The organism is Burkholderia sp. Z1 (genome assembly GCF_014893795.1).
Taxonomy (GTDB): Bacteria; Pseudomonadota; Gammaproteobacteria; order Burkholderiales; family Burkholderiaceae; genus Burkholderia; species Burkholderia theae.
This window is the reverse complement of the sequence record NZ_JACFYL010000002.1, coordinates 1,622,579-1,648,494: the sequence shown is the minus strand read 5'-3', so window position 1 is coordinate 1,648,494 and position 25,916 is coordinate 1,622,579. Positions and strand designations below refer to the sequence as shown.

Annotated in this window: 19 protein-coding genes; 15 read left to right on the top strand and 4 right to left on the bottom strand. The window is 68.0% G+C overall.

Annotated features, from left to right (window positions below; translation table 11 throughout):
- Positions 1 to 96: 96 nt before the first annotated feature.
- Positions 97 to 1,668, bottom strand: a complete 1,572-nt coding sequence (locus H3H55_RS24395) for a hypothetical protein (protein ID WP_193100549.1) — start codon at positions 1,666 to 1,668, stop codon at positions 97 to 99.
- 307 nt (positions 1,669 to 1,975) lie between these two features.
- On the opposite strand from H3H55_RS24395, the gene H3H55_RS24390 reads away from it, so the two are divergent.
- From H3H55_RS24390 to H3H55_RS24360, 7 genes are all read left to right on the top strand, one after another.
- Positions 1,976 to 2,596, top strand: coding sequence for a TetR/AcrR family transcriptional regulator (locus H3H55_RS24390; protein ID WP_193100548.1), 621 nt, complete (start codon positions 1,976 to 1,978; stop codon positions 2,594 to 2,596).
- Between the two features lie 234 nt (positions 2,597 to 2,830).
- Positions 2,831 to 3,889: an NADP-dependent oxidoreductase gene (locus tag H3H55_RS24385; RefSeq protein ID WP_193100547.1), complete on the top strand. Its 1,059-nt coding sequence runs from the start codon at positions 2,831 to 2,833 to the stop codon at positions 3,887 to 3,889.
- A 93-nt stretch (positions 3,890 to 3,982) separates the two neighbouring features.
- The gene (locus H3H55_RS24380) at positions 3,983 to 4,282 is read left to right on the top strand and encodes a putative quinol monooxygenase (RefSeq protein ID WP_193100546.1); all 300 of its coding nucleotides are present in this window, start codon (positions 3,983 to 3,985) and stop codon (positions 4,280 to 4,282) included.
- 141 nt (positions 4,283 to 4,423) lie between these two features.
- Complete coding sequence (locus H3H55_RS24375; RefSeq protein WP_193100545.1) at positions 4,424 to 4,879, top strand: (2Fe-2S)-binding protein; 456 nt, start codon at positions 4,424 to 4,426, stop codon at positions 4,877 to 4,879.
- A gap of 1 nt (position 4,880) precedes the next feature.
- Positions 4,881 to 7,100 carry a xanthine dehydrogenase family protein molybdopterin-binding subunit gene (locus H3H55_RS24370; RefSeq protein ID WP_193100544.1) on the top strand — a complete coding sequence of 740 codons (2,220 nt, stop codon included), beginning with the start codon at positions 4,881 to 4,883 and terminating at the stop codon, positions 7,098 to 7,100.
- A 14-nt stretch (positions 7,101 to 7,114) separates the two neighbouring features.
- Complete coding sequence (locus H3H55_RS24365; protein WP_193100543.1) at positions 7,115 to 8,413, top strand: c-type cytochrome; 1,299 nt, start codon at positions 7,115 to 7,117, stop codon at positions 8,411 to 8,413.
- 153 nt (positions 8,414 to 8,566) lie between these two features.
- A complete protein-coding gene (locus H3H55_RS24360) occupies positions 8,567 to 10,012 on the top strand; it encodes an NAD-dependent succinate-semialdehyde dehydrogenase (RefSeq protein ID WP_129514900.1) in 1,446 nt (481 codons plus the stop codon).
- An 81-nt stretch (positions 10,013 to 10,093) separates the two neighbouring features.
- On the opposite strand, the gene H3H55_RS24355 is transcribed toward H3H55_RS24360, so the two are convergent.
- Positions 10,094 to 11,143 carry a hypothetical protein gene (locus H3H55_RS24355; RefSeq protein WP_193100542.1) on the bottom strand — a complete coding sequence of 350 codons (1,050 nt, stop codon included), beginning with the start codon at positions 11,141 to 11,143 and terminating at the stop codon, positions 10,094 to 10,096.
- A 753-nt stretch (positions 11,144 to 11,896) separates the two neighbouring features.
- Between H3H55_RS24355 and H3H55_RS24350 the strand changes: the two genes are divergently transcribed.
- On the top strand, positions 11,897 to 12,268 hold the full coding sequence (locus H3H55_RS24350; RefSeq protein ID WP_193100541.1) for a DUF4430 domain-containing protein: 372 nt from the start codon (positions 11,897 to 11,899) through the stop codon (positions 12,266 to 12,268).
- 43 nt (positions 12,269 to 12,311) lie between these two features.
- Here the strand turns inward: H3H55_RS24350 and tagH are convergent, their stop codons facing one another.
- Positions 12,312 to 13,772: a type VI secretion system-associated FHA domain protein TagH gene (tagH, locus tag H3H55_RS24345; protein ID WP_193100540.1), complete on the bottom strand. Its 1,461-nt coding sequence runs from the start codon at positions 13,770 to 13,772 to the stop codon at positions 12,312 to 12,314.
- Between the two features lie 48 nt (positions 13,773 to 13,820).
- Positions 13,821 to 14,207 carry a TssQ family T6SS-associated lipoprotein gene (locus tag H3H55_RS24340; protein WP_129517284.1) on the bottom strand — a complete coding sequence of 129 codons (387 nt, stop codon included), beginning with the start codon at positions 14,205 to 14,207 and terminating at the stop codon, positions 13,821 to 13,823.
- Positions 14,208 to 14,836: 629 nt separating this feature from the next.
- On the opposite strand from H3H55_RS24340, the gene tssJ reads away from it, so the two are divergent.
- The 7 genes from tssJ (at position 14,837) to tssA (ending at position 25,841) form a co-directional block, all read left to right on the top strand.
- Positions 14,837 to 15,352, top strand: a complete 516-nt coding sequence (tssJ, locus tag H3H55_RS24335) for a type VI secretion system lipoprotein TssJ (RefSeq protein ID WP_129514904.1) — start codon at positions 14,837 to 14,839, stop codon at positions 15,350 to 15,352.
- Entirely contained in the window at positions 15,349 to 16,764 is a 1,416-nt protein-coding gene (gene tssK, locus H3H55_RS24330; RefSeq protein ID WP_193100539.1) for a type VI secretion system baseplate subunit TssK, read from the top strand. The genes tssJ and tssK overlap by 4 nt, the downstream gene beginning before the upstream one ends.
- A 14-nt stretch (positions 16,765 to 16,778) precedes the next feature.
- Entirely contained in the window at positions 16,779 to 18,107 is a 1,329-nt protein-coding gene (locus H3H55_RS24325; RefSeq protein ID WP_193100538.1) for a DotU family type VI secretion system protein, read from the top strand.
- 1 nt (position 18,108) lies between these two features.
- Positions 18,109 to 21,735: a type VI secretion system membrane subunit TssM gene (gene tssM, locus H3H55_RS24320; RefSeq protein WP_193100537.1), complete on the top strand. Its 3,627-nt coding sequence runs from the start codon at positions 18,109 to 18,111 to the stop codon at positions 21,733 to 21,735.
- The gene (tagF, locus tag H3H55_RS24315) at positions 21,717 to 22,412 is read left to right on the top strand and encodes a type VI secretion system-associated protein TagF (protein WP_193100536.1); all 696 of its coding nucleotides are present in this window, start codon (positions 21,717 to 21,719) and stop codon (positions 22,410 to 22,412) included. Before tssM ends, tagF begins: the two co-directional genes overlap by 19 nt.
- Before the next feature lie 62 nt (positions 22,413 to 22,474).
- Positions 22,475 to 24,724: a serine/threonine-protein kinase gene (locus tag H3H55_RS24310; protein ID WP_193100535.1), complete on the top strand. Its 2,250-nt coding sequence runs from the start codon at positions 22,475 to 22,477 to the stop codon at positions 24,722 to 24,724.
- A complete protein-coding gene (tssA, locus tag H3H55_RS24305; RefSeq protein ID WP_193100534.1) occupies positions 24,711 to 25,841 on the top strand; it encodes a type VI secretion system protein TssA in 1,131 nt (376 codons plus the stop codon). Before H3H55_RS24310 ends, tssA begins: the two co-directional genes overlap by 14 nt.
- Positions 25,842 to 25,916: the final 75 nt, after the last annotated feature.

The following is a 25,916-nucleotide window of genomic DNA, read 5'->3' as shown; positions in this document are numbered from 1 at the left end:
AGCCGACGACGGCGCACGCCCGACGCACACCGAGGCAGGCAAGCAGCGAAACAGGCGAGAGGCCCCGCACCCGAAACGCCTGCCTGCCCATTCAGCTCAGCTCAGCACATACTTCGACGGCAGCGGCGGCGCATCCGCCGGTATCGTCACAAGCGACGTGTTCAGCCAGCCCTGCGGCGTGCCGTTCGACTGCGCGTAGGCGCCGACGTACGGCATCATCCGCGTCGTCTGATAGACCTGCGGCGTCCAGCCGGCCGGCGCGAGGAAGATCGACGTCGCGCGCTTCTCGCTGTACGCGGACGCGCCGTACGTCGAGATATTCCACAGCGTCTGCTGATACGTCGCGTAGTCGGCGTTGTGGCGCGAACCGCCGGCTTGCCAGCCTTCGAGCTGGATGAACGTGTTGTACGTGCCGGCGCCCGCGAGCAGGTTGTTCACCGTGCGTCCGTACAGGAACGACAGGATCAGCCCGCAGTTCGTCGGCGCGAAATCGCTGCCGACACTCAGGTAATAACGGCCCGTCGTATTCACGACCGACGCGTAGTGCGAATTGCCGATATCCGTCGACGTCGTCAGTCCGCTCGCGCCCATGAAACTGTCGAATGCCTGCATCGTGACGCCCGCCGGCAGGTCGCTCGTCGCGCTGATCGCGACGAGGTGCGAACCGGCCGCCAGCAGCGTCAGGAACGCGGTCAGCGTGTCCGCGATCCAGTTGCCTTGCGCATCGACGAACGGAAACGCGCGATAGCCCGTCAGCGCGAACACGGCCGGATCGGAGCCGGCCTGCCACGCGATCTGCGGCACCCACATCGTCAGCGGGCCGGCGCTCGATGCCGTGGACACATACTGCTTCAGCGCGTCGACGAGCTGCGCATCGGCGCCGGGCAGCACGCCATACGACGCGCCGTTCTGCCAGCGCTGCACCCATTGCGCAACGAAACCCGCAAGCTGGCCGCCGGTGAAGTCGGCGGGCGGCACGTAGCCGAGCGGGCCGGTGCTCTGGTAGGCGGACTGGATCGCCGCGGCCGTGCGCACGTTGCTGCCGAACATGCTGTTCGCGAAATCCTGGCAGTTGTTGGCCGGCGGCGTCGCGAGCTGCGCGAGCGGGACGACCCAGGCGCCGTTCGCGGTCGCGACGCCGCGATACAGGTTGAGATTCGCGATCGAGTCATGGCCGGGAAACGTGGCGGCGTCCGCGCCCGACACGTAGCCGGCCGACGGCGTCACGCTGACGGTGGTCGGTTGCGATCCGAACGGATGCGTGTACGAGATCGCGAACGATGCATCACCGCCGCCGAGGTTGAACGATCCCGTGCAATCGCCCCAGCTGTTCGACGCGCTGACGGCGGTCGATTGCCCGGTTGCAACCAGCGCTTGCGACGCCTGCGGCAACGAGCCGCTCTGGCTCGCCGCGTTGCCGAACGCGAGCGTCGTCGACGGGATCGCATTGACGACGTTGATCGTGATCGAGCGATCGGCGATGCCGTAGCTGCGCGCGGACGCATCCGCCGCGCCGGCGGCGGCGAACGACGATGCGGACGTCGTGCTGCCGTCGCCGCCGCAGGCGGCCAGCGTGCCGACGAGCGGCGACAGGGTCAGCGCGGCGCCGCGCTGGATGAAGCGCCGGCGGTTCGGCGCGGACGGGCGTTCGGGTTTCGAAGCGGTCATGGGCGTTCCTGGTCACGGGTTCGGGAGGAGGCAACGACAGTCCGGCGCATTGCACACGTGTGCAATGCCGGCCGCGGTTTCACGCTCGCCGGCAGATGCGCCGCGCGTATTTATGCGGGAGATCGATGAAACGCCCGCGACGAAACCGAGTCGTTCGTGTGACGCCGGCACGCGGTCATGCGGGAGCAGGTGACGGAGAAAGCCGGCCGGGCATTGGGCGCGCGGCAGGGATCGGGTAAAGTGCCGCTAAACATGCCGGTTGGACGTTACTAGACGACCGGTCTAATCGTTGCTACCATACGCCATCATGAATGCATCTTCAGGCGCGGAAGTTCGCCAGCACATCCTGAATATCGCGAAGCCGATCATGCTCCACAAGGGGTTTTCGGGGGTCGGTCTGAACGAGATTCTCGCTGCGGCGGGCATCCCGAAGGGCTCGTTCTACCATTACTTCGGCTCGAAAGAGGCATTCGGCGAAGCGCTGCTCGAATCGTATTTCGAAGGTTATCTCGCGCATCTCGACAACCTGCTCAAGCATCAGGCCGGCACGGGCGCCGAGCGCCTGATGACGTACTGGGGCAACTGGCTGCACACGCAGTGCGCGGACGATCCGGAGGGCAAGTGCCTGGCGGTGAAGCTCGGCGCGGAAGTGTCGGACCTGTCGGAAGCGATGCGCGCGGTGCTGCGGAACGGTACGAGCCAGATCATCGAGCGGCTCGCGGGCGGCATCGAGGCCGGGCTGGCCGACGGCTCGCTGAGCGCGGTCGACGATCCGTCGTACACGGCCGCAATCCTTTACGAGCTGTGGCTCGGCGCGACGCTGCTGGAAAAAATTCACCGCAATCGCAAGCCGCTCGAAAGAGCGATGGCCGAAACGCGGCGCATGCTGAACCTGCCGCCGGCCGCGCATGACGGAGCGCAGTCGTAAGCCGGGCGCGCATCAGCGCGCCTTGTTTTTACCCTGATTCTAGACGACTGGTCTACTCAATCACGCATGACGAACGCCTTGCTCCGCGTTACGCTGTCCCGATCATTCCAACCGCACGCATGCGGCCGCGACGGCCTGACCGCCAACGCTGCCGCGTGCGCGCAACTTCTGCTGGTCCACCCCTGATCCGATCGTGCCCACGAAGCACGTTTATTCCTGTTGACGGAGGCTCACATGCCGCAAAGCAAGACCGCAAATCGCCAGATCATCCTGAATTCGCGCCCGGTCGGCGCGCCGACGCCGAATGATTTCCGCTCCGAGTCCGGCGACGTGCCGACACCCGGTGCCGGCCAGGTGCTGCTGCGCACGGTCTGGTTGTCGCTCGACCCGTACATGCGCGGCCGGATGAGCGACGCGCCGTCCTATGCGCCGCCGGTCGAGCTCGGCGGCGTGATGGTGGGCGGCACGATCAGCCGCGTCGTGTCGTCGAACCTGCCCGCGTTCCGCGAAGGCGACCTCGTCGTCGCGGGCGCCGGCTGGCAGGACTATGCGCTGTCCGACGGCCGCGACCTGATTCCGCTCGGCCGCGACTTCGCGCATCCGTCGTACGCGCTCGGCGTGCTCGGCATGCCGGGCTTCACCGCCTATACGGGGCTGCTGAAGATCGGCGAGCCGAAGGCCGGCGAAACCGTGGTCGTCGCGGGGGCGAGCGGCGCGGTCGGCGCGGTGGTCGGCCAGATCGCGAAGCTGAAGGGCTGCCGCGTGATCGGTATCGCGGGCGGCGCCGACAAGTGCGCGTACGTCACTGAAACGTTCGGCTTCGACGCCTGCGTCGACCACCGCGATCCGGCCTTTGCCGCCAAGCTGAAGGACGCGTGCCCGAACGGCATCGACGTCTATTTCGAGAACGTCGGCGGGGCCGTGTTCGACGCGGTCTGGCCGCTGCTCAACGAGCACGCGCGCGTGCCCGTGTGCGGGATCATCGCGCATTACAACGACTCGGCATACGACGACACGGCCGTGGCGAGCGGTCGTGACCGCGTGCCGGCACTGATGGGTACGATCCTGCGCAAACGCATCCGGATCCAGGGTTTCATCATCCTCGATCACTATGCGACCGGCTATGCGCCGTTCATGAAGGAGATGAGCGAGTGGGTCGCGCAGGGCAAGGTGAAGACGCTGGAAGATGTCGTCCCCGACCTGGCCGACGCGCCGGACGCGCTGATCGGCCTGCTCGCCGGCAAGAACTTCGGCAAGGTCGTCGTGCGCGTGGGTCCGGACGAACTGGCCTGATACCACCGCACGGCAACTGCATGCGGCTGCACGCTGGCGTCACGTGACGCCGGCTTGTGGCATGCTCGATCTCGTTTCGAAAGGAGTAACAAGATGGCGCTTCACGTGATTGCTTCGCTGTTCGTGAAACCCGAACACGCGCAGGCAGCCGAAGCCGAACTGCGCAGCATGGTCGTCAAGACGCGCACCGAACCAGGCAACCGGCGCTACGACCTGTTCCGCGAGCAGGACGGCTCGCCGAACCTGCACCTGTACGAGATCTACGACGATCAGGCCGCATTCGACGCGCACCTTGCCAGCCCGTATTTCGGCGAATTCCGCGCGAAGTCGGCTGACTGGTTCACGGCCCCGCCGGTCATCAAGGTGCTGTCGGGCCTCGACGTGGCCGAGTAACAACCGCAGGACCACCGCCGCGGCTCGCCCCACCCGGGCCGCGCGGCACCCGTGGCGCACCGCGCGACGGCGATGACAATGACGGCCCCGCACGGCGTGCCGTTCGCGCCGTTTCCCCAATACACCGGCCCCGGAGGCTGTATGGTCACCCTCAACATCAACGGCGAAACCCGCATGGTCGACGCCCCCGACGACATGCCCTTGCTCTGGGTGCTGCGCGACGTCGTCGGCCTCACCGGCACGAAGTTCGGCTGCGGGATCGCGCAATGCGGCGCGTGCACCGTGCATCTCGACGGCGTCGCCGCGCGCGCGTGCGTGCTGCCGGTCGCGGCCGTCGCGGGCCGCAAGATCACGACGATCGAAGCCGTCGGCGCGACGCCGGCCGGCCACAAGGTCCAGCAGGCGTGGCGCGAGCTCGACGTCGTCCAGTGCGGCTACTGCCAGTCGGGGCAGGTGATGGCCGCCACCGCGCTGATCGCGTCGAACCCGAACCCGAGCGACGCCGACATCGATGCGGCCATGGCCGGCAACATCTGCCGCTGCGGCACGTACAACCGGATTCGCGCGGCGGTCAAACAAGCCGCGAAGGGAGCCTGACATGTCTCGAGGACTGATCGAAGCAGGTCGGGCCGGCGCGGGCGTGTCGCGCCGTTCGTTTCTCAAGTTCGGCGTGTCGCTCGGCGCGGCGGCGGGCGGCGGCTTGTTGCTCGGCTTCAGCCTGCCGGCCGCGGGCGACGACACGCGCCGTTCGGTGATCGGCGGCGACGGCGATGAAACCGCGCGCGCGGGCGTGTTCGCGCCGAACGCGTTCGTGCAGATCGACCGCGCCGGCAAGGTCACGCTGGTGATGCCGAAGGTCGAGATGGGGCAGGGTGTCTATACGGCACTGCCGATGCTGATCGCCGAGGAACTCGAAGTGCCGCTGTCGAGCGTGACGCTCGATCACGCGCCGCCGAACGAAAAGCTGTTCCTCGATCCGCTGCTGGGTGGCCAGCTCACCGGCGGCTCGACATCGGTGCGTTACGCGTGGGAGCCGCTGCGCCGCGCGGGCGCGACCGCGCGCACGCTGCTGGTCGCGGCGGCCGCGAAGCAATGGAACGTCGATCCGGCAACCTGCCGCGCCGCGAACGGCGAGGTGCAGCATCCGCCGAGCGGCCGGCGCGCGTCGTACGGCCAGCTCGCCGATGCGGCCGCGAAGCTGCCGGTGCCGAAGGACGTCGCGCTGAAGAAGCCGGAAGATTTCAAGCTGATCGGCACGCCCGCGAAGCGACTCGACTCGCCGGAGAAGGTCGACGGCACCGCGCAGTTCGGCCTCGACGTGCGCGTGCCCGGCATGCTGTACGCGGTGATCGTGAACAGCCCGGTGTTCGGCGGCACGGTCGCAAGCGTCGACGACACCGCCGCGAAGAAGATCCCCGGCGTGCGCCAGGTCGTGCGCGTCGACAACGCGGTTGCGGTGGTCGGCGATCACACGTGGGCCGCGAAGCGCGGCGCGTCGGCGCTCGTCGTGAAGTGGAACGAAGGCGCGGGCGCGAAGGTGTCGATGAAGGACATCGTCGCCGATCTCGCGCAGGCCGCGGCGAACGGCAAGGGCGCGGTCGCACGCAAGGACGGCGACGTCGGCAAGGCGTTCGCGGGTGCCAAGACCCGCATCGACGCCGTCTACGAACAGCCGTTCCTTGCACACGCAACGATGGAACCCGTGAACTGCACGGTGCACGTGCGCAGCGACGGCTGCGAGATCTGGGTCGGCACGCAGGTGCCGACGCGGGCGGTGGACACCGTGCAGCGGCTCACGAGCTTTCCGCCGGACAAGATCGTCGTGCACAACCACCTGCTCGGCGGCGGCTTCGGCCGGCGGCTCGAAACGGACATGATCGGCCAGGCCGTGAAGATCGCCAAACAGGTCAACGCGCCCGTGAAGGTCATCTGGACGCGCGAGGAAGACATCCAGCACGACATGTACCGGCCTTACTACTACGACAGGATCTCGGCCGGCCTCGACGCGAACGGCAAGCCGGTCGCATGGCAGCACCGGATCGTCGGCTCGTCGATCCTCGCGCGCTTCGCGCCGCCCGCGTTCAAGGACGGCGTCGATCCCGACGCGGTCGAGGTCGCCACCGACCTGCCGTACGACCTGCCGAACCAGTTGATCGATTACGTGCGGCAGGAGCCGCGCCACGTACCGACCGCGTTCTGGCGCGGCGTCGGGCCGACGCGCAGCACCTTCGTCGTCGAGAGTTTCATCGACGAGCTGGCCGCGCAGACCAAGACCGACCCCGTGCAGTACCGCCGTTCATTGCTCGGCAAGACGCCGCGCGCGCTCAACGTGCTCGACGTCGCGACCAAGGCGGCCGGCTGGGGCCCGTCGCTGCCGAAGGGGCAAGGGCGCGGCGTGTCGGTGATGCACGCGTTCGGCAGCTTCTTCTCGATCGTCATCGACGTCGCGGTGGACGACGGCGAGGTGCAGGTCAAGCGCGTCGTGTGCGCGGTCGACTGCGGGATGGTCGTCAATCCGAACACGATCGAGGCGCAGGTGCAGGGCGGCATCATCTTCGGGATCACGGGCGCGCTGTATGGCGAGATCACGATCGAGGACGGCCGCGTCGTGCAGAACAACTTCACCGATTATCGGATGCTGCGGATCAACGAGACGCCGCCGATCGAGGTCCATCTCGTGAAGAGCGGCGAAGCGCCAGGCGGGATCGGCGAACCGGGCACGGCCGCGACCGCGGCGGCGCTGTCGAACGCGATCTTCGCGGCAACCGGCACGCGGCTGCGCAAGCTGCCGGTCGGCAACCAGTTGAAGACGGCTTGAGGGGAGGCACGATCATGCGAAACCTCACCCTAAACACGCTCGGCGCCTCGCTGCTCGCGCTGTCCGCACTGCTGGCCGGCACGGCCGCGCACGCCGCGTCGACGGCGCCGGCCGACAGCGCGCTCGTCGCGCGCGGCGCGTATCTCGCGAAAGCCGGCGACTGCGTCGCGTGCCACACCGCGCCGCACGGCACGCCGTTCGCCGGCGGCCTGAAGATGGTCACGCCGATGGGCGCGATCTACACGACCAACATCACGCCCGATCCGGACACGGGCATCGGCGGCTACACGGAGGCCGAGTTCGCGGGCGCGCTGCGCGCGGGCGTCGCGAAAGACGGCCATCACCTGTATCCGGCGATGCCGTATCCGTCGTACGCGAAGCTGAAGGACGACGACGTGAAGGCGCTGTACGCGTACTTCATGCACGGCGTCGAACCGGTGAAGCAGGCGAACCGGCCGTCCGACATCCCGTGGCCGCTCAACATGCGCTGGCCGCTCGCGCTGTGGAACGCGGTGTTCCTCGACACGACGCCGTACGCCGACAAGCCGGCCAAGGACGCGATGTGGAACCGCGGCGCGTATCTCGTGCAGGGGCTCGGGCACTGCGGGTCGTGCCACACGCCGCGCGGCGTCGGCTTCCAGGAGAAGGCGCTCGACGAAGGCGGCGCAGCGTTCCTGTCGGGTGCGCCGATCGACAACTGGTTCGCGTCGAACCTGACCGGCGAGCCCAACACGGGGCTCGGCCGCTGGAACGAGGCCGATGTCGCGCAGTTCCTGAAGACCGGCGCGAACCGGCACGCCACGGCGTTCGGCTCGATGGTGAGCGTGATCAACCACAGCACGCAGGCGCTGAACGACGACGATCTGGCGGCGATTTCCCGCTACCTGAAATCGCTGCCGGCCGCGGGCGGCACGGGCGCGCCGCCGTACAGCTATGATCCGAAGGCGACGCAGGTGGTGCTGGGCCGGCCGGCGACCGATCCGGGCGCGAAGGTGTATAACGCTTACTGCCTGCATTGCCACGGCGTGGACGGACGCGGTTACGCGCCGCTGCTCGCGCCGCTCGCCGGCAATCCGAACGTGCTCGAGACCGATGCATCGTCGCTGATCAACGTGACGCTGAACGGCAGCGACACGCTCGTGATCGATGGCGTGCCGTCCGCGTATCCGATGCCGGCGTTCTCGAACCAGTTGAACGACCGGCAGATCGCCGACGTGCTGACATTCATGCGCGCTGGCTGGAACAACGGCGCGCCGCCCGTGCAGGCGGCGGACGTCGCGAAACTCCGCAAGGCGACGGCGGCCGCGCGCTGAGCGCGGCCCCATGCGGAACGGCGGTAGGCCGGCGTGCCTGCCGTCGGTGTCACCGGGTGCCTGTCTGCCCCGGCGGCTTTGCTCTTTCTGTCAACCGGCGCGCGGCCATGAGCGGCAGCGCGCGTTTTATCGACGCAATGTAGGGGTGTCTGGATGGCTAACGTGACTTATACGGATACGCAACTGCTGATCGACGGCGAGTGGGTCGACGCCGCGAGCGGCAAGACGATCGACGTCGTGAACCCGGCGACCGGCAAGGTAATCGGCAAGGTGGCCCACGCGGGCATCGCCGATCTCGACCGTGCGCTCGCCGCCGCGCAACGCGGCTTCGAGGCGTGGCGCAAGGTGCCCGCGCACGAGCGCGCGGCGACGATGCGCAAGGCGGCCGCGCTGGTGCGCGAACGCGCCGACGCGATCGCGCAGCTGATGACGCAGGAACAGGGCAAGCCGCTCTCCGAAGCGCGCGTCGAAATGCTGTCGGCGGCCGACATCATCGAATGGTTCGCGGACGAAGGCCGCCGCGTGTACGGCCGGATCGTGCCGCCGCGCAACCTCGGCGCGCAGCAGACCGTCGTGAAGGAGCCGGTCGGCCCGGTCGCGGCGTTCACGCCGTGGAATTTTCCGGTCAACCAGGTCGTGCGCAAGCTGAGCGCCGCGCTCGCGACCGGTTGCTCGTTCCTCGTGAAGGCGCCGGAAGAAACCCCCGCATCGCCGGCCGCGCTGCTGCGCGCGTTCGTCGACGCGGGCGTGCCGGCCGGCGTGATCGGCCTTGTGTACGGCGATCCGGCTGAAATCTCGTCGTACCTGATCCCGCATCCGGTGATCCGCAAGGTCACGTTCACGGGTTCGACGCCGGTCGGCAAGCAGCTCGCCGCGCTCGCGGGCCAGCACATGAAGCGCGCAACGATGGAGCTGGGCGGGCACGCGCCGGTGATCGTCGCCGAGGACGCCGATGTCGCGCTCGCGGTGAAAGCCGCCGGCGGCGCGAAGTTCCGCAACGCGGGGCAGGTCTGCATTTCGCCGACGCGCTTCCTCGTGCACAACAGCATCCGCGACGAATTCACGCGCGCGCTGGTCAAGCACGCGGAAGGGCTGAAGGTCGGCAACGGCCTGGAGGAAGGCACGTCGCTCGGCGCGCTCGCGAACCCGCGTCGCCTCACCGCGATGGCATCGGTCGTCGACAACGCGCGCAAGGTCGGTGCGAGCATCGAAACCGGCGGCGAGCGGATCGGCTCGGAAGGCAACTTCTTCGCGCCGACCGTGATCGCGAACGTGCCGCTCGAGGCTGACGTGTTCAACAACGAACCGTTCGGCCCGGTTGCGGCGATTCGCGGCTTCGACAAGCTCGAGGATGCGATCGCGGAAGCAAATCGTTTGCCGTTCGGTCTGGCCGGTTATGCGTTCACGCGTTCGTTCGCGAACGTGCACCTGCTCACGCAGCGCCTGGAAGTGGGGATGCTGTGGATCAACCAGCCGGCAACGCCGTGGCCGGAAATGCCGTTCGGCGGCGTGAAGGATTCGGGCTACGGGTCTGAGGGCGGGCCGGAAGCGCTCGAGCCGTACCTCGTCACGAAGTCGGTGACGGTGATGGCGGTTTGACAACAGGTCGAGCGTAGTGAGGCCGCCGCTTCCGCGATGGGGGCGGCGGCGTTTTCCTGGGGCATTGACCGACGGCGAACCTCAGCGGGCCGGCAGAATGCCTTCAAAGACGCCTTTCACTGCCTTCTGCTGGTCGGGGTTCAGATCTCCGTAGGTTCGCGGAACCTTGCCGCATTCGGCGACCTTCGCGCTAGCGGCCTTTCCTTTCGCGACTGCCCACTCGGCCGACAGATTGCCTTCGAATGTCCTGCCGAAGGCGCTATTGGCACCTGCCCCCTGGCCCCAGCCGTTCACCATCATGGTTTCCTGCGCTCCGCCCCACGCGATCGGGTGCTTGCCGTTCTGTGACTGGCCGCGGTTCTGGCAGGACCCGGCATTCGGCACGCAGTGGCCCCCGATGATTTGCTCCGGCGTGGCCTTCTTCACGCCGGCCAGGTCCATCAGCATGTAGTTCTCGAGGTTGACCAGGTAGTCGCGATTGCTTTCGGCGATCAGGATCGCCGCCATCGCGTTGCCGAGCGCCTGATCGTTCGCGGCGGCTCCGCTCAGGCCGCCCGAATACACCGTCTTCATCGCGTTGAGCAGGTCCGCCTGCGTCCTGTCTTTGGTGGCCTTGGCAAACATCGTCGGGTAGTCGCTGGCGAAACACGTGCTCGCGTTCCCGTTCGCGCGTCCCCAGAAGTGAATGTAGTTCGAGTATTGCCCGCCTCCACACTGACGATAATAAATGGCCTGGTTCATCGAGAAGAACTGACTCTGGCTTCCTGCTCCTGAGCATTGATACGCCGCGAGACGCAGGAACTTCAACGGGCTCACGACATTGCCGAAGTAGTTGCCGGCGCCGGGACCGTCCGCAGGAAGGCGATCGTTCGCCCCGTCGCAACGTTTCGGGTCGGGCGGGGGCGTTACCGGCGTCAACGCCGTATTCCCGGCGGCGTCGACTCGCGCGTTCGCGACCTTGAGCGCGGCGTCGCGCAACACATCCGACGTCACGTAGAGCGGCGATCCGCGCATGTCGACGGCATAACAGGCGGTCGCCCCCTGCGCCTGCGTGGCGAAAGAAAGTGCGGCGGCAAACGAACATGCGGCGATCCGCAGGGTGCCGCCGATAAGGTTACGATCGATATCCATGAACGGGCTCCAGTGATTTCGTGGATGGGAGAGGGCCCACGAGCGGGCATGCGTCAACGACAAGCAGGCGCACGCAGACGGCCTATGGGCCGAAAGCGCTGCCCGACGTCATGGGGTGAAGGACACAGGAGGAAGGGACGTGCGGGGCGAGCTGTTGTGACTTGCCCGGGGAGCGGAGTGGCGCTGTACGTTAGTCACGCGCGAGCGGTATGACGGGCCGCCGGTTATTTTCTGATCGATACGAATATCGGGATTTCACGGACGGCAACGCGCACGTAATGGAGAAATGACGATTGCGTCATAATCTCTTCAATTGCGTCGCCCACCAAAATGCAAACAGGTTTTCGAAAACCGGCTCAGTTTTCCCTTGTTTGTCGTGACGATCGACGTCCGCGGTGAAGCGAACCCGGACCAGTCGAGTGACTGGCATTGCGAGGGGGCGGTCCATCGCCTATTCTCTGACCAATACGAATATCAGGATTTCACGGATCGCAAAGGCGCTTGTAATAGAAAAACGGAAAATGCGCCATTCGAAACGGAAATCATGCTGACAGAATTTGCAACAATCACCGAGCGACGCCATTTAATTGAAACAGTCTGCCTGTGATTCGGCGATCGGCTTGAATTGAGCGATCAGCAAACGATCGATACAGCTTTCCGGCACCCAGGTCAGAACCTGGCGCTTTCAACAAACCACGAAAAAGAGCAAAGGGGCGCAGTTCAGGCATTAACCACCACTACGGAGATATCTCCATGGCCAGCTCGGTAGCGAATCAATTCGTCGATTGGGGTTCAGAATTTCACAATCCGCCGTGGCAAGCGAACGACCGCATCGCGATTGCCCCCGGCGTGACAACCGTATTCGATCTGCTGACGGCCGACGGCGTGTCGCCCGCTCTCAGCCCGCAATGGCAGGGTTCAGGCGCGAGCCTGTTCGTTACTGCCTTGGGTGGCGTTGAGGCCAACCAGGGCGGCAACGGCTACTGGTGGGTGTATTTCGTCAACGGTCAGATGCCCGACGTCTCGTGTGCGGTCTACACGCTGCAACCCGGCGATAGCGTGGCCTGGGACTACAAGCACTACTCGAGCGGCTTGAAGCAGGCGGTTCATCCGCCGCTGGTCTGACGTTCGTCGCGCGATCCATGCGACGCGGCCGGCATCGGCCCCTTCAATGCCGGCCGCTCCCCCGATAACTCTCCACCTCCGCGTCGTACGCCGCCAGAAACGCCTTGCCGAACACCGACGCGAAATCGTCTTCGATCGCGAACACCGTATCGCGATGGGTCGCCGCGTAGCGATCCCACATCCGCGCCTTGTATAGCGCGGGTACGCGCTTCTCGTACCAGCGCATCGCATCGTCGCGTTCGCGCAGCCGTTGCGGCGAAAAGCGCGTCAGCAGGTCCATCAGCGCAGCGCGCATGCCGGCGACCATGCCGATCTGGTGCGCGTGCAGATCCTGGAACGCATCGCTGACCGCACTCTGCGGCGACATGAAGCCCGGCAGCGGCAGCCCGAACATCTGCCGCAGCACGGCGCTGCCGTCGGGCAGCAGCTTCAGCGGGTTGTTCTCGCGATCGAGCAGCATCGTCATGTGCGCCTTCACCTCGCGCTTCAGGATGCTGCGCGACGACAGCAGCTCGACCGTGCCGTTCGCGAACAGTGCCAGCAACTGGCCCGCGATATAGAGCTGCTCGGCCGACCACTGGTGCGATTCGGCGGCCGTATCGAGCCCGGCGCCTTCGAAAAACGCATTCAGCAGCTCGTCGGGCGTCGGCGGTGCCGGTGCGCGCGCCGCATGCGGTGCCGGTTCGTCAGCCGGCCGCGTATCGGCATGTGCGGCCGCCGGCTGCACGCGCACGTGCTGCGTCCACTCGGGCGCGTGATCGGCCTGCGTCGCGGACGGCGTGTCGCGCTCTGCATGGTCGCGAGCAGCCGACGACGCAGTGCCCGACGTGCCGCCGATATCGCCCGACGACTGCGCGAACAGGTCGAGCGGATCGGTCGACAACTGATTCAGGTCGCGCTGCGACGGCGCGGGTGATTCGGCCGACGCGGCGCGGTGTGCAGGCTGCGCGGCATCCGCGCGTGCGGGACCGCCCGGCCGTGTACCGGCATCCGCCACCTTGCCACGCGGCGCGAGACGATCCTGGAGCAGCCCCCACAGCCGGTTGCCGGCGCCTTTCGCATCGTCGCGCGAAGGCGAAGGCGAGGGCGCGCGTGACGGTTGCGGGGCGGCGGCTTCCGGCGCGCCCCGCCTGTCGACGTGCACACCGGCATCGGGCGCCATGTCGATCACCGGCGCGTCGCTGCCATCGTCGCGCTCCGCCCGCAGCACGTAAGGCCCGATACGGATGATGTCGCCGGTATTGAGCGGGCGCTCCTGCGCGTAACCGACCGGCTCGCGATTCACCTCGATCGTCGAGACGCTGCTCAGGTTCTTCAGCAGGCACGCGTCGTCGCCGACCTGCAGCAGTGCCTGCAGCCGCGATATCTGCCGGGTGTCGTCGCGCAGCACCAGATGGTTGTCGCTGGCGCGGCCGATGGTGCCGCCCGGCGGATGAAACACGACGGCGTCGTAGGAGTCGTTTTCGACCGGTTCGCCGGCATGTTCGATCACGATCAGTTGCATGTCATACGTCGCTCTGTAGATGAAGCGCGCGCGTGTCGACCGGTTCGTTCAGGATGACGACGCATGTCTGCGGCGCGCGTATTCGAACGCGGGCCCCCAGATCGGATGGCCCTTCTCGGCAGCGGACAAGTCGAAGCGCGGGTTGAGGTCGAGAATCCTCGAGAACTCGGCGCGGCACTGCGCGACGCGGTTCGTCACGCAATAGCTGAATGCGAGGAGCTTGTGCGCGGCGACCTGCGTGTTGATGTCGGCGCCGTCGATTTCCTTCGCATGGCTCAGCAACGCGATCGTACGCCCGTAGTCGCCGCTGTCGTACGCGGCGCGCGCGCTGTCGACCGTCGTGCGCGCGGCCGACTGCGGCGGGGACGTGCTGCACCCGCCGGCCCCCAGCCACAACGCGCCGAGCAAAACAACGAGCAATGAACGGCCTGTCATTATTGAAATTAAGAATTCGCGTAATTGGAAGGTGGCACACAAGCGCTGTTGGATTCTAGTGCCATTCATCGGCATCGCCGTTGCTGTTACGTTTTGTTTCATTTAAGCGATCCGATTCCAATTAAATAGAAAATCACTACGAATTTCAGTGCTTGTGAATCCAAAAAAACGAACCTATAGTTCGCTGTGTTTTTCGGATTCGTCAGTTGTTTTGTCGGCGCTCGTCAATGCACGAAAAACGGATCGTCCGTTCGCGCGACACGAATAGCCTGGCACACCATGAACGTCGCGGGCGTCCCTTGCCCGGCGGCCGGCCGGCTTGCGCCCCGAGCCCATCCGACAGGTGTCCATGCAATAGAACCGGGCCGCCATGGCGAACCGGTCGGATTAACTTTTTCCGTTAAATGAACGAACTCAATCAAATTACCTGTCATCTCGCCAAATTCACTTTTACAAACCACGGATGATTTGACCCGGCTTTTTACAAAAACGATTTGCCGGCACAAATTGCAATGGAAGGATATTCGAGTTACACAATTACCGGTCAATTAATTGTCCCTTTTTTGATCAGACCATCCGGTTCCGTAGTCCAGGATCGGCGAATGGCTATTGGGTGGCGAGGGTGGAATATGCAATGGCGGTCGAGCAGTCTCATCGTATGGGGATGCGTGTTGCTGCTTCCGGGGTGCGGCGCGACGGAGCACGCCGCGGCGGTGCCGTATGCGATCACGGTCGACGTGGCGCCCGACGTCAACCCTGACATGAACCGCAAACCGTCGCCGATCGTGCTGAAGGTGTTCCAGCTCCGCGCGGCATCGGCGTTCGACAGCGCGGATTTCTTCTCGCTGCAGGACAAGCCCGAGAACGTGCTCGGCGCGGACCTGCTCGGCACCGACCGCGTGATCCTGCGGCCGGGCGACTCGCGCACGCTGCACTATCGCGGCAACGTCGAGGCCGGCGCGATCGGCGTCGTCGCCGAATACCGCGTGCTCGAAAAGAACCGCTGGCGGCTGACGGTGCCGCTGCCGCGCGCGAAGCAGCTCAATCTCTACAAGTTCTGGCAGACGTCGCCGGGCGAACTGAAGCTGTCGATCGCGGTCAGGAACGGCGGCATCGCGCTGAACGACGCGCGGGGGCGCCCATGACCGAACCGACGATGTCCGCGACGCCGGTCGCGGCACTCCGCCAGCGCGTGGTGTGGACCGAGGGGATGTTCCTGCGGCCGCAGCATTTCCAGCAGCTCGAACGGCACTGGGAACGCTACGTCGCGCTGCGCTGCCTGCCGCTGCAAGGCTTCTACTGGGGCTTCGACTTGCTGGAAATCGATCGCGAGCAGCTCGCGCTCGGCAAGGTCGCGCTGCGCGCCGCATCGGGCGTGATGCGCGACGGCACGCCGTTCGACCTGGCGCATCCGGACGATCTCCCCGAGCCGCTCGACGTGCCTGCCGACGCGAAGGACCAGCTCGTCGTGCTCGCGCTGCCGTTGTGGCGCGGCGGCGGCGAGGAAGTGTCGTTCGGCGCGGGCGCCGCTAACGGCGGAAACGGTAGAAACGGTGGAAATGGCGCAAACGGCAACGCGGACGTCGCGCGCTACGTCGTGCGCGAATACGAAGTGGCCGACGCGAACGCCGTCGCGCTCGGCCCCGCGCTGCTGCAGACGGGGCGCCTGAACGTGCGCCTGATGCTCGAAGCCGAGCTGACCGGCGACTGGCACGCGCTCGGCGTCGCGCGGATCGTCGAGCGGCGCACCGACGCGCGGCTGCTCGTCGACGACGGCTACATCCCGCCGCGGCTCGTCGCGCAGCGCGATGCCGTGTTGCTGGCGTATGCGCGCGAACTGCACGGGCTGCTCACGCAACGCAGCGAGGCGCTCGCGGAACGGCTGTCGGAACCCGGGCGCGGCGGCGTGTCGGAAGTCGCGGATTTCCTGCTGCTGCAGCTCGTGAACCGCTATCTCGCGCTGACCTGGCATGCGCAGCAGCACGTTTCGACGCATCCGGAAGCGCTGTTCTGCGACTGGCTGAAGCTCGCGTGCGACCTGAGCACGTTCACGGCGGCCGGCCGGCGCCCGCAGTCGCTCGCGGTCTACGTGCACGACGACCTGCGTACGAGCTTCGCGGAACTGATGACGGAACTGCGCCGATCGCTGTCGACGGTGCTCGAACAGAACGCGATCCAGATCGAACTGCGCGATGCGGGCAACGGTATCCGCGTCGCGACGCTCGCCGACCCGGCGCTGCGCGACACGGCCGGCTTCGTGCTCGCGGTGCGCGCGGACGTGCCGGCCGACAGCCTGCGCACCCGCTTTCCCGCGCAGGCGAAGCTCGGGCCCGTCGAGCGGATCCGCGATCTCGTGCAGCTGCAGCTGCCGGGCATCACGATGCGCCAGTTGCCGGTCGCGCCGCGGCAGATCCCGTATCACGCGGGTCATACGTACTTCGAGATCGACAAGGGCAGCGACCTGTGGAAGCAACTGGCGCGCTCGGGCGGTCTCGCTTTTCATTTCGCCGGCGAATTCCCGGGGCTCTCGATGGAGTTCTGGGCGATACGCGGGTGAGGGCGGGCATCGCGATGAATTCTTCCTCCGATTCGATCTCCGCCGGCGCCGGCGGATTCGTGCCGCCGAATCCGGGCGGCATGCATCCGGCCGCCACGGCGGGCGCGGCGGGTCCGGCCGGGCCGACCGCCACGCAGCCGCGGCCCGGGCGCTGGGCCGCGAGCGGCACGAACCCGCTCGTCGCGGCCGCGAACCCGCTGCTCAATCTGGTGCCGCAGATCCGCTCGACCGTCCATCATCCGAATCCGGCGTGGCTGCGCGAGCATCTCGTCGTCGAGATCCGCCAGTTCGAGGCGCGTGCGCAGGAAGCCGGCGTGCCGTCCGAGGCGATCATCGGCGCGCGCTACTGCCTGTGCACGGCGCTCGACGAGGCGGCCGCGCTGACGCCGTGGGGCGGCAGCGTGTGGTCGTCGCACAGCCTGCTCGTGTCGTTCCACAACGAGACCTGGGGCGGCGAGAAGTTCTTCCACCTGCTCGAACGCCTGTCGCAGCAGCCGCGCCAGCATCTCGACCTGCTCGAGCTGCTGTACTTCTGTCTCGCGCTCGGCTTCGAGGGTCGTTATCGCGTGCTGGACAACGGCCACGCGCAACTCGATGCGCTGCGCCACCAGCTCGCGCTGACGATCCGCTCGGTGCGCGGCGAATTCGAACCCGCGCTGTCGCCGCACTGGCGCGACGTCGTCACGCGCGACGTCGCGCGCCGTTTCGTCGTGCCGCTGTGGGTGTGCGTGGCGCTCGCGCTGCTGATCGGCTTCGGCGTGTTTGTCGGGCTGCGCATCGCGCTCGCCGGGCATTCGGATCGACTGTTCGCGTCGATCGACGCGCTGCATGTGCCGAAGCTGCAGCCGGCGCAGGCGCCGCCGCGCCCGGCGCCCGCGCCGCGCATCGCCAGGTTCCTGGAACCCGAGATCGCGGCGGGCCTCGTGTCGGTACGCGACGACGCCGATCGCAGCGTGATCGTGCTGCGCGGCGACGGGCTGTTCAAGTCCGGTTCGACGTCGGTGATCGACCGTTACGCGCCGGTGCTGGCGCGGGTCGCCGACGCGCTGAACAAGGTGCCCGGCAATGTGCGCGTGACCGGCTATACCGACGACACGCCCGTGCATACGGCGCGTTTCGCGTCGAACTGGGACCTGTCGCGCGAACGCGCGGAAGCCGTGCGCAGCATGATCGCCGCGCGGCTCGACCATCCGGAGCGGCTCGCGGCGGAAGGGCGCGGCACGCTCGATCCGGTCGCGCCGAACGATACGCCCGCGAACCGCGCGCTGAACCGGCGCGTCGAGATCACGCTGCTGCCGGCGCCCGGCAGCGCCGCCGTCGGCGCGACGCAGGGGGCGAACTGACATGAACCAGGCTGTCGCGCGTTTCGTCCGGCCGTTGCCGTCGCGGGAGATCTGGACCTTCGCCGGTCTCGTCGTGCTCGCGTGCTTCGTGTGGCTCGCGGGCCCGCTGTTCGCGTTCGCCGAAGTCCGGCCGCTCGAAAGCGGTTGGGCGCGCGGGCTGACGATCGCGGTGCTGTTCGCCGCGTGGGGGGCGCGCGTCGCATGGCGCAGCTGGCGCGCCGGCCGCCTCAACGCGCAACTGCTGAACCAGCTTCGCGAGGCCGTGCCGGGGCCGGCCACCGCCGACGATCCGGCGAAGGCGCAGCTCGACGAACTGCGCAGCCGCTTCGACGAAGCCGCGACGCTGCTGAAGAAAGTCCGCTTCGGGCAGGCCGACACGGTGCGCAAGGGCCTGCCGCGCTGGTTCGACCGGATGTCGCGCCAGTATCTGTATCAGTTGCCGTGGTACGTGTTCATCGGCGCGCCGGGCTCGGGCAAGACGACCGCGCTCGTGAATTCCGGGCTCAGCTTTCCGCTCGCCGAGCAGTTCGGCCGCGCGGCGATTCGCGGCGTGGGCGGCACGCGCCACTGCGACTGGTGGTTCACGAACGACGCGGTGCTGATCGACACGGCCGGTCGTTATACGACGCACGAGGGCAACCGTGCGCTCGATGAAGCCGAGTGGAAGGGCTTCGTCGATTTGCTGAAGAAGTACCGCACGCGCCAGCCGCTGAACGGCGCGATGCTGACGATCAGCGTGGCCGACCTGCTCGGCGCATCGGAAATCGAACGCACGCAGCACGCGATGGTGCTGCGCAAGCGGCTGCTCGAGCTGCGCGCGCAGCTCGGCATCCGCTTTCCCGTGTACCTGCTCGTGACGAAGGCCGACCTGTTCGCGGGCTTCGCCGAGTATTTCGGCAACTACGGCCGCGCGGAATGCGCGCAGGTGTGGGGCTTCACGTTCCCGCTCGCGCAGAGCGAGGCGCCCGGCTTCGACCTGCGCGCGGCCTTCGACCGCGAATACCGGCTGCTGCACCAGCGGCTGAACGACGGGCTGCCCGAACTGCTGGCCGCGCAGACCGATGCGCGCCAGCGCGAGATGACGTACCTGCTGCCGCAGCAGATCGCCGACCTGCAGGAGATGCTCGGCCAGTTCGTCGCCGAAGTGTTTTCCGTCTCGAGCTTCGAGCCGATGCCGATGCTGCGCGGCGTCTACCTGACGAGCGGCACGCAGGAAGGCACCGCGTTCGATCGCGTGATGAGCGGCATCAAGCGCTTCCTGAAGATCGAAGGCGTGCCGCCGGTCGCGCAGGTCGGCTCGACCGGGCGCAGCTTCTTCCTGAAGTCGCTGCTGCAGGAACATATCTTCCGCGAAGCGGCGCTGGCCGGCAGCGACCTGCGCTGGCATCAGAAGCGGCGCGTGCTGCAGATCGCCGGCTACGCGCTGCTCGCGCTGGTATGCGTGGCCGTGCTGGTCGCGTGGCTGCGCAGCTATTCGAACAACCGCGCGTACCTCGACCAGATCGCCGCGCGCGTGCCGGCCGTCGATGCGCAGATCGCCGGTGCGAAGTTCTCCGACGCGGCCGACATCGCCCGGCTGCTGCCCGTGCTCGACGCGCTCGGCAGCCTCGCGAATGCGGGCGGTGTCGACCTGTCGCATCCGCCGCTCGCGTATCGGTGGGGGCTGTTCCAGGGCGAGAAGATCGACGAAGCCGTCGACGCCGTGTACCGGCGCGCGCTCGACGACGTGCTGCTGCCGATCGCCGCGAGCCGGATGGAAGCCGCGCTGCGCGACGCGCGGCCCGACGAGACCGAATACGCGTATGCGGCGCTGAAGGCGTACCTGATGCTGTACGACAGCGCGCACTACGATCCGGCGTTCGTGCAGGCCGTCGTCGATCTGGAAATGGAACGCGCGCTGCCGCCCGATTTCTCGCCGGCCGAACGTTCCGCGCTGCGCGCGCATCTCGCCGCGCTGTTCGGCAGCCGCGTCGCGGTGTCGCCGTATCCGATGAACGAGCGGCTCGTGGCCGACGTGCGCGACCGGCTGCGGCAGGTGCCGTTCTCGCAGCGGCTGTACCGGCAGCTCACGCGCACGCTGCGCCCGGCGACGTCCGCGTTCGACTTCAGCGTCGCGCGCGCGGTCGGCCCCGACGCGTCGCTGGTGTTCCGGCGACAGAGCAGTAAACCGCTGTCGGAAGGCGTGCCGGGCCTCTACACGCGCAACGGTTATCGCAACGTGTTCGCACCGCGCCTGGCCGGCGAGGTCGACGCGTACGGGCGCGAGGAAGTGTGGGTGCTGAACCTTGGATTGTCCGAGATCCCCGGGCCGAACGACGCGTCCGCCTGGGCGCGCGACATCCGCCAGCTTTACCTGAACGACTACCTGAAGATCTGGGACGACTATCTCGCGGACATCAAGCTGCAGCGCACCGCGACGCTCGCACAGAGCATCCAGGTCGCGCGCGCGCTGTCGTCGGCCGATTCGCCGCTTACGCGGCTGATGGTCGCGCTCGCGCGCGACACGGCGCTCGGCGATGCGCCGGGCGGCGCGCGCAATCTCGCGTCGCGTGCGCAGGACAAGGTCGATGAGGCACGCAGCTCGCTGTCGCAGATCTTCGCGGGCCAGGCCAGCGACGCGAATCCGTCCGCGGCGGCGCCCGCGAGCGCCGAGCAGGTGGTCGACAGCCACTTCGCCGGGCTGCGCGCGTTCGCGCCCGGCAGCGGCGACCAGGCGCAGGCGTTCGACGCGGTGCTGAAGTCGATCGACGCGCTGTACACGTACCTGACGGCCACCGACGACGCGCTGCGCAGCGGCGCGCAACCGCCGCCGTCCGATGCACCCGCGCGGCTGCGTGCGCAGGCCGGCCGCCTGCCGACGCCATTCCGCGAAGTACTCGACGACCTGTCGAACGTCGCGAACGGCAGCGTCGCGACCGTCGAGCAGCGCAGCGTCATGCAGCGCGCCGGCGCGAACGTCGGCGACTTCTGCCGGCAGGCGATCGCGGGCCGTTATCCGTTCGCGCGCGGATCGTCGCGCGACGTCGCGCCGGCGGACTTCGCGCAGATGTTCGCGCCGGGCGGGCTGATGGACGATTTCTTTCAGAAGAACCTGCAGTCGATCGTCGATACGACGTCGCACCCGTGGCGCTTCGCGAACCGGAATGCCGATGCCGATCCGTCAGCGACCGAAATGCTTGCGTCGTTCGAGAAGGCCGCGGTGATCCGCGACGTCTATTTCGGCGGCGCGGCGCGCACCGCGCAGTTGAAGGTGCAGATCCAGCCGCTCGAAATGGACCCGTCGATCACGGAGATGGTGCTCGACGTCGACGGGCAGATCGTTCGTTACGCGCACGGCCCGCTCGTGCAGAGCGCGGTGGACTGGCCGGGCCCGCGCGGCAGCAACCAGGTGCGGCTGCAGGTGTCGGGGCAGGCCGGTACGACCGACGGCTTCACGACCGACGGGCCGTGGGCGCTGCACCGGCTGTTCGACCGCGCGGGCGTGTCGGCCGGGCGCGGCTCGGACCAGATGATTGCGCGCTTCACGGTCGACGGCAAACCAATCGTGCTGCAGGTGAATGCGGGCAGTGTCCGCAATCCGTTCAGGCTGCCCCAGATGGAGTCCTTTACATGCCCTCCGAAGCCATGAGCCCGACACCGCCGCTCGCGCGCGCCGATGGCGACGCGCCGGCCTGGTACGGGAAGATTCCCGGCGCCGGCGACTTCGTGAACAGCCGGCTGCCGCATGCGCTCGCGCTCTGGTGGGAACGCTGGCTCCTGCAAGGGATGGCCGCGATGCGCCAGCGCGGCGCGGACGAGATCGAGCGCCACTACACGGTCGCGCCGGTCTGGAATTTCCTGATCCCGGCTGGCGCCGGCGCGTCGTGCGTGCAGCCGGGCTGCCTCGCACCGAGCTGCGACCGCGTGGGGCGCTACTACCCGGTGATCGTCACGCTGCCGATGCGCGCGGCCGATTACTGGAACGGGCTGCCCGACGCCGCCGACGCGTTCTACTGGCAGGTCGGCCATGCGCTGCTCGACGCGATCCGCCATGCGCGCGCGCCGGGCCATCTCGAGCAGACGCTCGAACGCGTGCGGCTCGCGCCGGGCGACGGCACGCTCGCGGACATCGTCGACGGTTTGCCGGCGGCGCTGCCGGAGCGGCCGGCGCCGGCCGCGTGGCCAGGGCTGTCCGGTTACTTCGATCCGCACGGCGGCACCAGCTTCTGGTGGACCAACCGCGCCGACGGATCGCCGCTGCGCACGCATGCGCATACGGGCACGCCCGACAACGCGCTGTTCCTGACGCTGTTCGGCGGAGGTTAGCGGGCTGCCGGACGCGGAATGAGCGACGAACAGAAAGGACGCGGTTTCGAGAGGTGGTGGAGATGAAGGACCCAGGATCGAGAGACAACGAGCACGACACCGCGACACGCGGCGACGCATCCGAATTCACGGTGCGGCCGCTGCCGCTCGGCCATCGACTGGGCGAACTGCAGCTCGACGAGGTGCTGGGGATCGGCGGTTTCGGGATCGTCTATCGCGCGTTCGACCGCACGTTGCGGCGCGCGGTCGCGATCAAGGAGTACATGCCGTCGATGCTCGCCACGCGCGGCGGCGACTACACGGTGTCGCTGCGTTCCGAGCGGTTCGCGCAGGCGTTCGACGCGGGGCGCGGCGCGTTCCTCAACGAGGCGCGCCTGCTCGCGCAATTCGACCATCCGGGGCTCGTCAAGGTCCTGCACTTCTGGGAAAGCCACGGCACCGCGTACATGGTGATGCCGTTCTACGAAGGGCGCACGCTCAAGCAACTGCTCGACGGCGGCATGCGGATCAGCGAGACGCAGTTGCGCAACATCGTCGCCGCGCTGCTGGGCGCGCTCGACACGCTGCATCGCGCGCAATGCTTCCATCGCGACGTCGCGCTCGATAACGTGCTGATCCGCCCGAACGGCAGCGCGATCCTGCTCGACTTCGGCGCGGCGCGCAAACGGATCGGCGATCTCGTCGACGACGGCGCGATGATGATCAAGCCCGGCTACGCGCCGATCGAGCAGTACACCGACGACCCCGCGTTCAGCCAGGGGCCGTGGACCGATCTCTATGCACTCGGCGCGGTGATGCACGCGATGATTACCGGCGAACTGCCGCCCGCGGCCGTCGTGCGCAGCATCAAGGATACGTACCGGCCGCTCGCATCGCGCGAGTTGCCGGCCGGCGAGGTGTACAGCCCGGCGTTCCTCGCGGCGGTCGATCATGCGCTGCAGTTGCGGATTCCGGATCGGCCGGAATCGGTCGCGGCGTTCGCGGCGGAACTCGGATTGCGGGATTTCGACCGGACGGGTGGGGGATATGGCGCGGCGGTCGTGCCGCCGGCGGGCGATGCGGGCAACGGCGGGGAGGGGAAGGGTGATGCTTCCGCCGCGGCCGGCACCGCATCGGCGGGTGCTGCCGCGGCTATCGGCGAGGGCAGGACCGCGTCGGGCACGCAGTCGTCGCGGCCCGGGCGGACGGATGATGTGGCGGTGCCGGCGGAGACCGCATCTGCTTCGTCTGCGATGTCCGGTGCGCCATCGGCGTCGACGGCGGCCGCGCAAGGCGCCGCGCTCGCGGCTGCGGGAACGATAGCAGCGTCGGCAGTGCGCGCGGCGCAGCCGGTCGGGTCCGATGGACCCGGCAGCAGTGAAAGCGAGCACGCAAAGGAACCACCCGCGGCCGGTACGCGACCGGCAAGCGCCGACGCCGACTCCGGAAAGCGTGGTGCAGCGGATGCCGGGAATACGAGCCCGAATGCCGGTGTTGCCAGCACGACCGCGCCGCATGCCGCCGCATCGGCATCATCGTCGGGTGGCGCATCCACACCGTCCGGCATTCGACCCGGCCCCGCACGCAACCGCCGCATCCCCGTCTACGTCGGTGGCGCACTCGTCGCGCTGATCGCCATCGGCCTCGCCGCGACCTATCTGTCGCGTCCCGCCCGCGTCGCCGACGAGGCGTCACCCGGCGCGAGCCAGCCGCTGGCCGGCACGTCGTCGCCCGCGAGCGCGCCGGACGCCGCGCTGGCCCAGCGCGGACCGACGCCGACCGTCGTGCCGCCGTCGAGCCTGCCGGCCGGATCGTCGGAACAGGTTCCGCCGCCGCCCGTCGCCACCGCACCGGCCAGCACGCCAGCCGTCGAGGCCGCTGCCGCCGCGCCGCAGGTCGCGACGACCGTCACGAACCCGGCCCCGTCGCAAGCCGGCTCCCGTTCGACCATCGCGCCGGCCGGTAGCCTCGACGCGTCGGAGCGCGTCGTCAATGTGCCGCCGTCGGAAGTCGCAGCGCGGCCAACCACGACGCCAACTCCGGCGCCGCCGCCGGAAACCGACACGACCATCGCTGCCGTGAACGTGCTGCCTGCCGAGCCACGTCCGCCGAAGACGCAGGAAACCGTCCAGGTGCGCTTCAACGTGCGGCCGTGGGGCGACGTCTACGTGAACGGTGCGCGGCGCGGCGCGAGCCCGCCGCTGCGCTCGGTGTCGCTGACGCCGGGCGTGTACCAGATCGAGATCCGCAACGGCTCGCTGCCGCCGATGCGTCGCACGCTGGCGGTCGATTTCGGCAGCAAACCGATCAACATCGACTATGCATTCGAATGACATCAGCCAGGCGGCGCTGGCCGCCGCCGCGTTTGTTCCCGGGTCGCGCGGCGTACCGTGGGCAACGCCGCGCGCCGACCTGATCGGCGGGCTGCTCGCGGACGTCGCGCCCGATGCGCCGTGCGGCGCGAACCTCGAATACGACGCCGAGTTCCTGCAACTGCAGGAACGTGCGACGCCGCGCGCCGAGCAGCAGTACGGCGACACCGTGATCCCGGCCGAAGCGCCCGACTGGCGCACGGTCGAGCGGCTCGCGCTTGCGCTGTCCGCGCGCACGAAGGACCTGCGCGTCGTCGCGTATCTCGCGCGCAGCTGGACCGAGCAGCACGGCATTCCCGGCTATGCGGACGCGCTCGCGGTCGTCGCGAACCTGCTCGAGCGCCGGTGGGACGACCTGCATCCGCGGCTCGACGCGGACGGCGAATCCGACCCGACGCCCCGGATGAACGCGCTCGCCGACGTGGCCGGCGCGCACGACTGCGCGCGTGCGGCGCGCCGCCAGCCGCTGTTCGACGGCGGCCCGAGCGTACGCGACGCCGAGCGGCTGCTCGACGGCCGCGACGAAGCGGGCAGCGCCGTGGCAGGCAGCCGCGACAGCCTGGTCGCCGCGCTGTCGGCCGCGCGCGACGACGGTACGACACCGCTCGACGCGGCGCACGCCGCGTTGCATGCGCTGGATGCGATCCGCGTGTGCGTGACGGACAAGCTCGGCCGTGAATGGGCGCCCGATGAAGGCGATGCGGAGAAGGCGTTGCAGCGGATCGTGCGCGAAGTGCCGCTGCCCGAGCCGCGACCAGGCGCGCCCGACGGCACGGTGGCCGCGCTGCAGGCGGCATCCGGCGACACGTTGCAGGCGAGTGGCGCACAACCCGCGCCGGCGGCGATGCCGAACGGCCATGCGTGGCGCGATGCCGACGTTACGAGCCGCGACGACGTGCGGCTCGGCCTCGACAAGATGTGCCGCTATTTCGAGCTGCACGAGCCGAGCCATCCGGCGCCGCTGCTGCTGCGGCGCGCGCAGCGGCTGCTCGCGCTCGACTTCTACGAAATCATCCGCGATCTCGCGCCGGAGAGTTTGCCGAAGCTGGACCTGCTGAGCGGCGAGCGAAGCGAATGAAACGGACGAAACGAACGAAAGGGGCCGCCACACCGGCGGCGACCACGGACTGCGCAACCTGATCGATGCGAAGGA

Excerpts from the sequence above, each read along its gene's own strand:
- H3H55_RS24310 (WP_193100535.1), top strand. The coding sequence starts at position 22,475 with ATGAAGGACCCAGGATCGAGAGACAACGAGCACGACACCGCGACACGC.
- H3H55_RS24365 (WP_193100543.1), top strand. The coding sequence starts at position 7,115 with ATGCGAAACCTCACCCTAAACACGCTCGGCGCCTCGCTGCTCGCGCTG.
- H3H55_RS24340 (WP_129517284.1), bottom strand. The coding sequence starts at position 14,207 with ATGACAGGCCGTTCATTGCTCGTTGTTTTGCTCGGCGCGTTGTGGCTG.
- H3H55_RS24390 (WP_193100548.1), top strand. The coding sequence starts at position 1,976 with ATGAATGCATCTTCAGGCGCGGAAGTTCGCCAGCACATCCTGAATATC.
- H3H55_RS24395 (WP_193100549.1), bottom strand. The coding sequence starts at position 1,668 with ATGACCGCTTCGAAACCCGAACGCCCGTCCGCGCCGAACCGCCGGCGC.
- H3H55_RS24370 (WP_193100544.1), top strand. The coding sequence starts at position 4,881 with ATGTCTCGAGGACTGATCGAAGCAGGTCGGGCCGGCGCGGGCGTGTCG.
- tssM (WP_193100537.1), top strand. The coding sequence starts at position 18,109 with ATGAACCAGGCTGTCGCGCGTTTCGTCCGGCCGTTGCCGTCGCGGGAG.
- tssA (WP_193100534.1), top strand. The coding sequence starts at position 24,711 with ATGCATTCGAATGACATCAGCCAGGCGGCGCTGGCCGCCGCCGCGTTT.
- H3H55_RS24380 (WP_193100546.1), top strand. The coding sequence starts at position 3,983 with ATGGCGCTTCACGTGATTGCTTCGCTGTTCGTGAAACCCGAACACGCG.
- H3H55_RS24325 (WP_193100538.1), top strand. The coding sequence starts at position 16,779 with ATGAATTCTTCCTCCGATTCGATCTCCGCCGGCGCCGGCGGATTCGTG.
- tagF (WP_193100536.1), top strand. The coding sequence starts at position 21,717 with ATGCCCTCCGAAGCCATGAGCCCGACACCGCCGCTCGCGCGCGCCGAT.
- tagH (WP_193100540.1), bottom strand. The coding sequence starts at position 13,772 with ATGCAACTGATCGTGATCGAACATGCCGGCGAACCGGTCGAAAACGAC.
- tssJ (WP_129514904.1), top strand. The coding sequence starts at position 14,837 with ATGCAATGGCGGTCGAGCAGTCTCATCGTATGGGGATGCGTGTTGCTG.
- H3H55_RS24360 (WP_129514900.1), top strand. The coding sequence starts at position 8,567 with ATGGCTAACGTGACTTATACGGATACGCAACTGCTGATCGACGGCGAG.
- tssK (WP_193100539.1), top strand. The coding sequence starts at position 15,349 with ATGACCGAACCGACGATGTCCGCGACGCCGGTCGCGGCACTCCGCCAG.
- H3H55_RS24355 (WP_193100542.1), bottom strand. The coding sequence starts at position 11,143 with ATGGATATCGATCGTAACCTTATCGGCGGCACCCTGCGGATCGCCGCA.
- H3H55_RS24350 (WP_193100541.1), top strand. The coding sequence starts at position 11,897 with ATGGCCAGCTCGGTAGCGAATCAATTCGTCGATTGGGGTTCAGAATTT.
- H3H55_RS24375 (WP_193100545.1), top strand. The coding sequence starts at position 4,424 with ATGGTCACCCTCAACATCAACGGCGAAACCCGCATGGTCGACGCCCCC.
- H3H55_RS24385 (WP_193100547.1), top strand. The coding sequence starts at position 2,831 with ATGCCGCAAAGCAAGACCGCAAATCGCCAGATCATCCTGAATTCGCGC.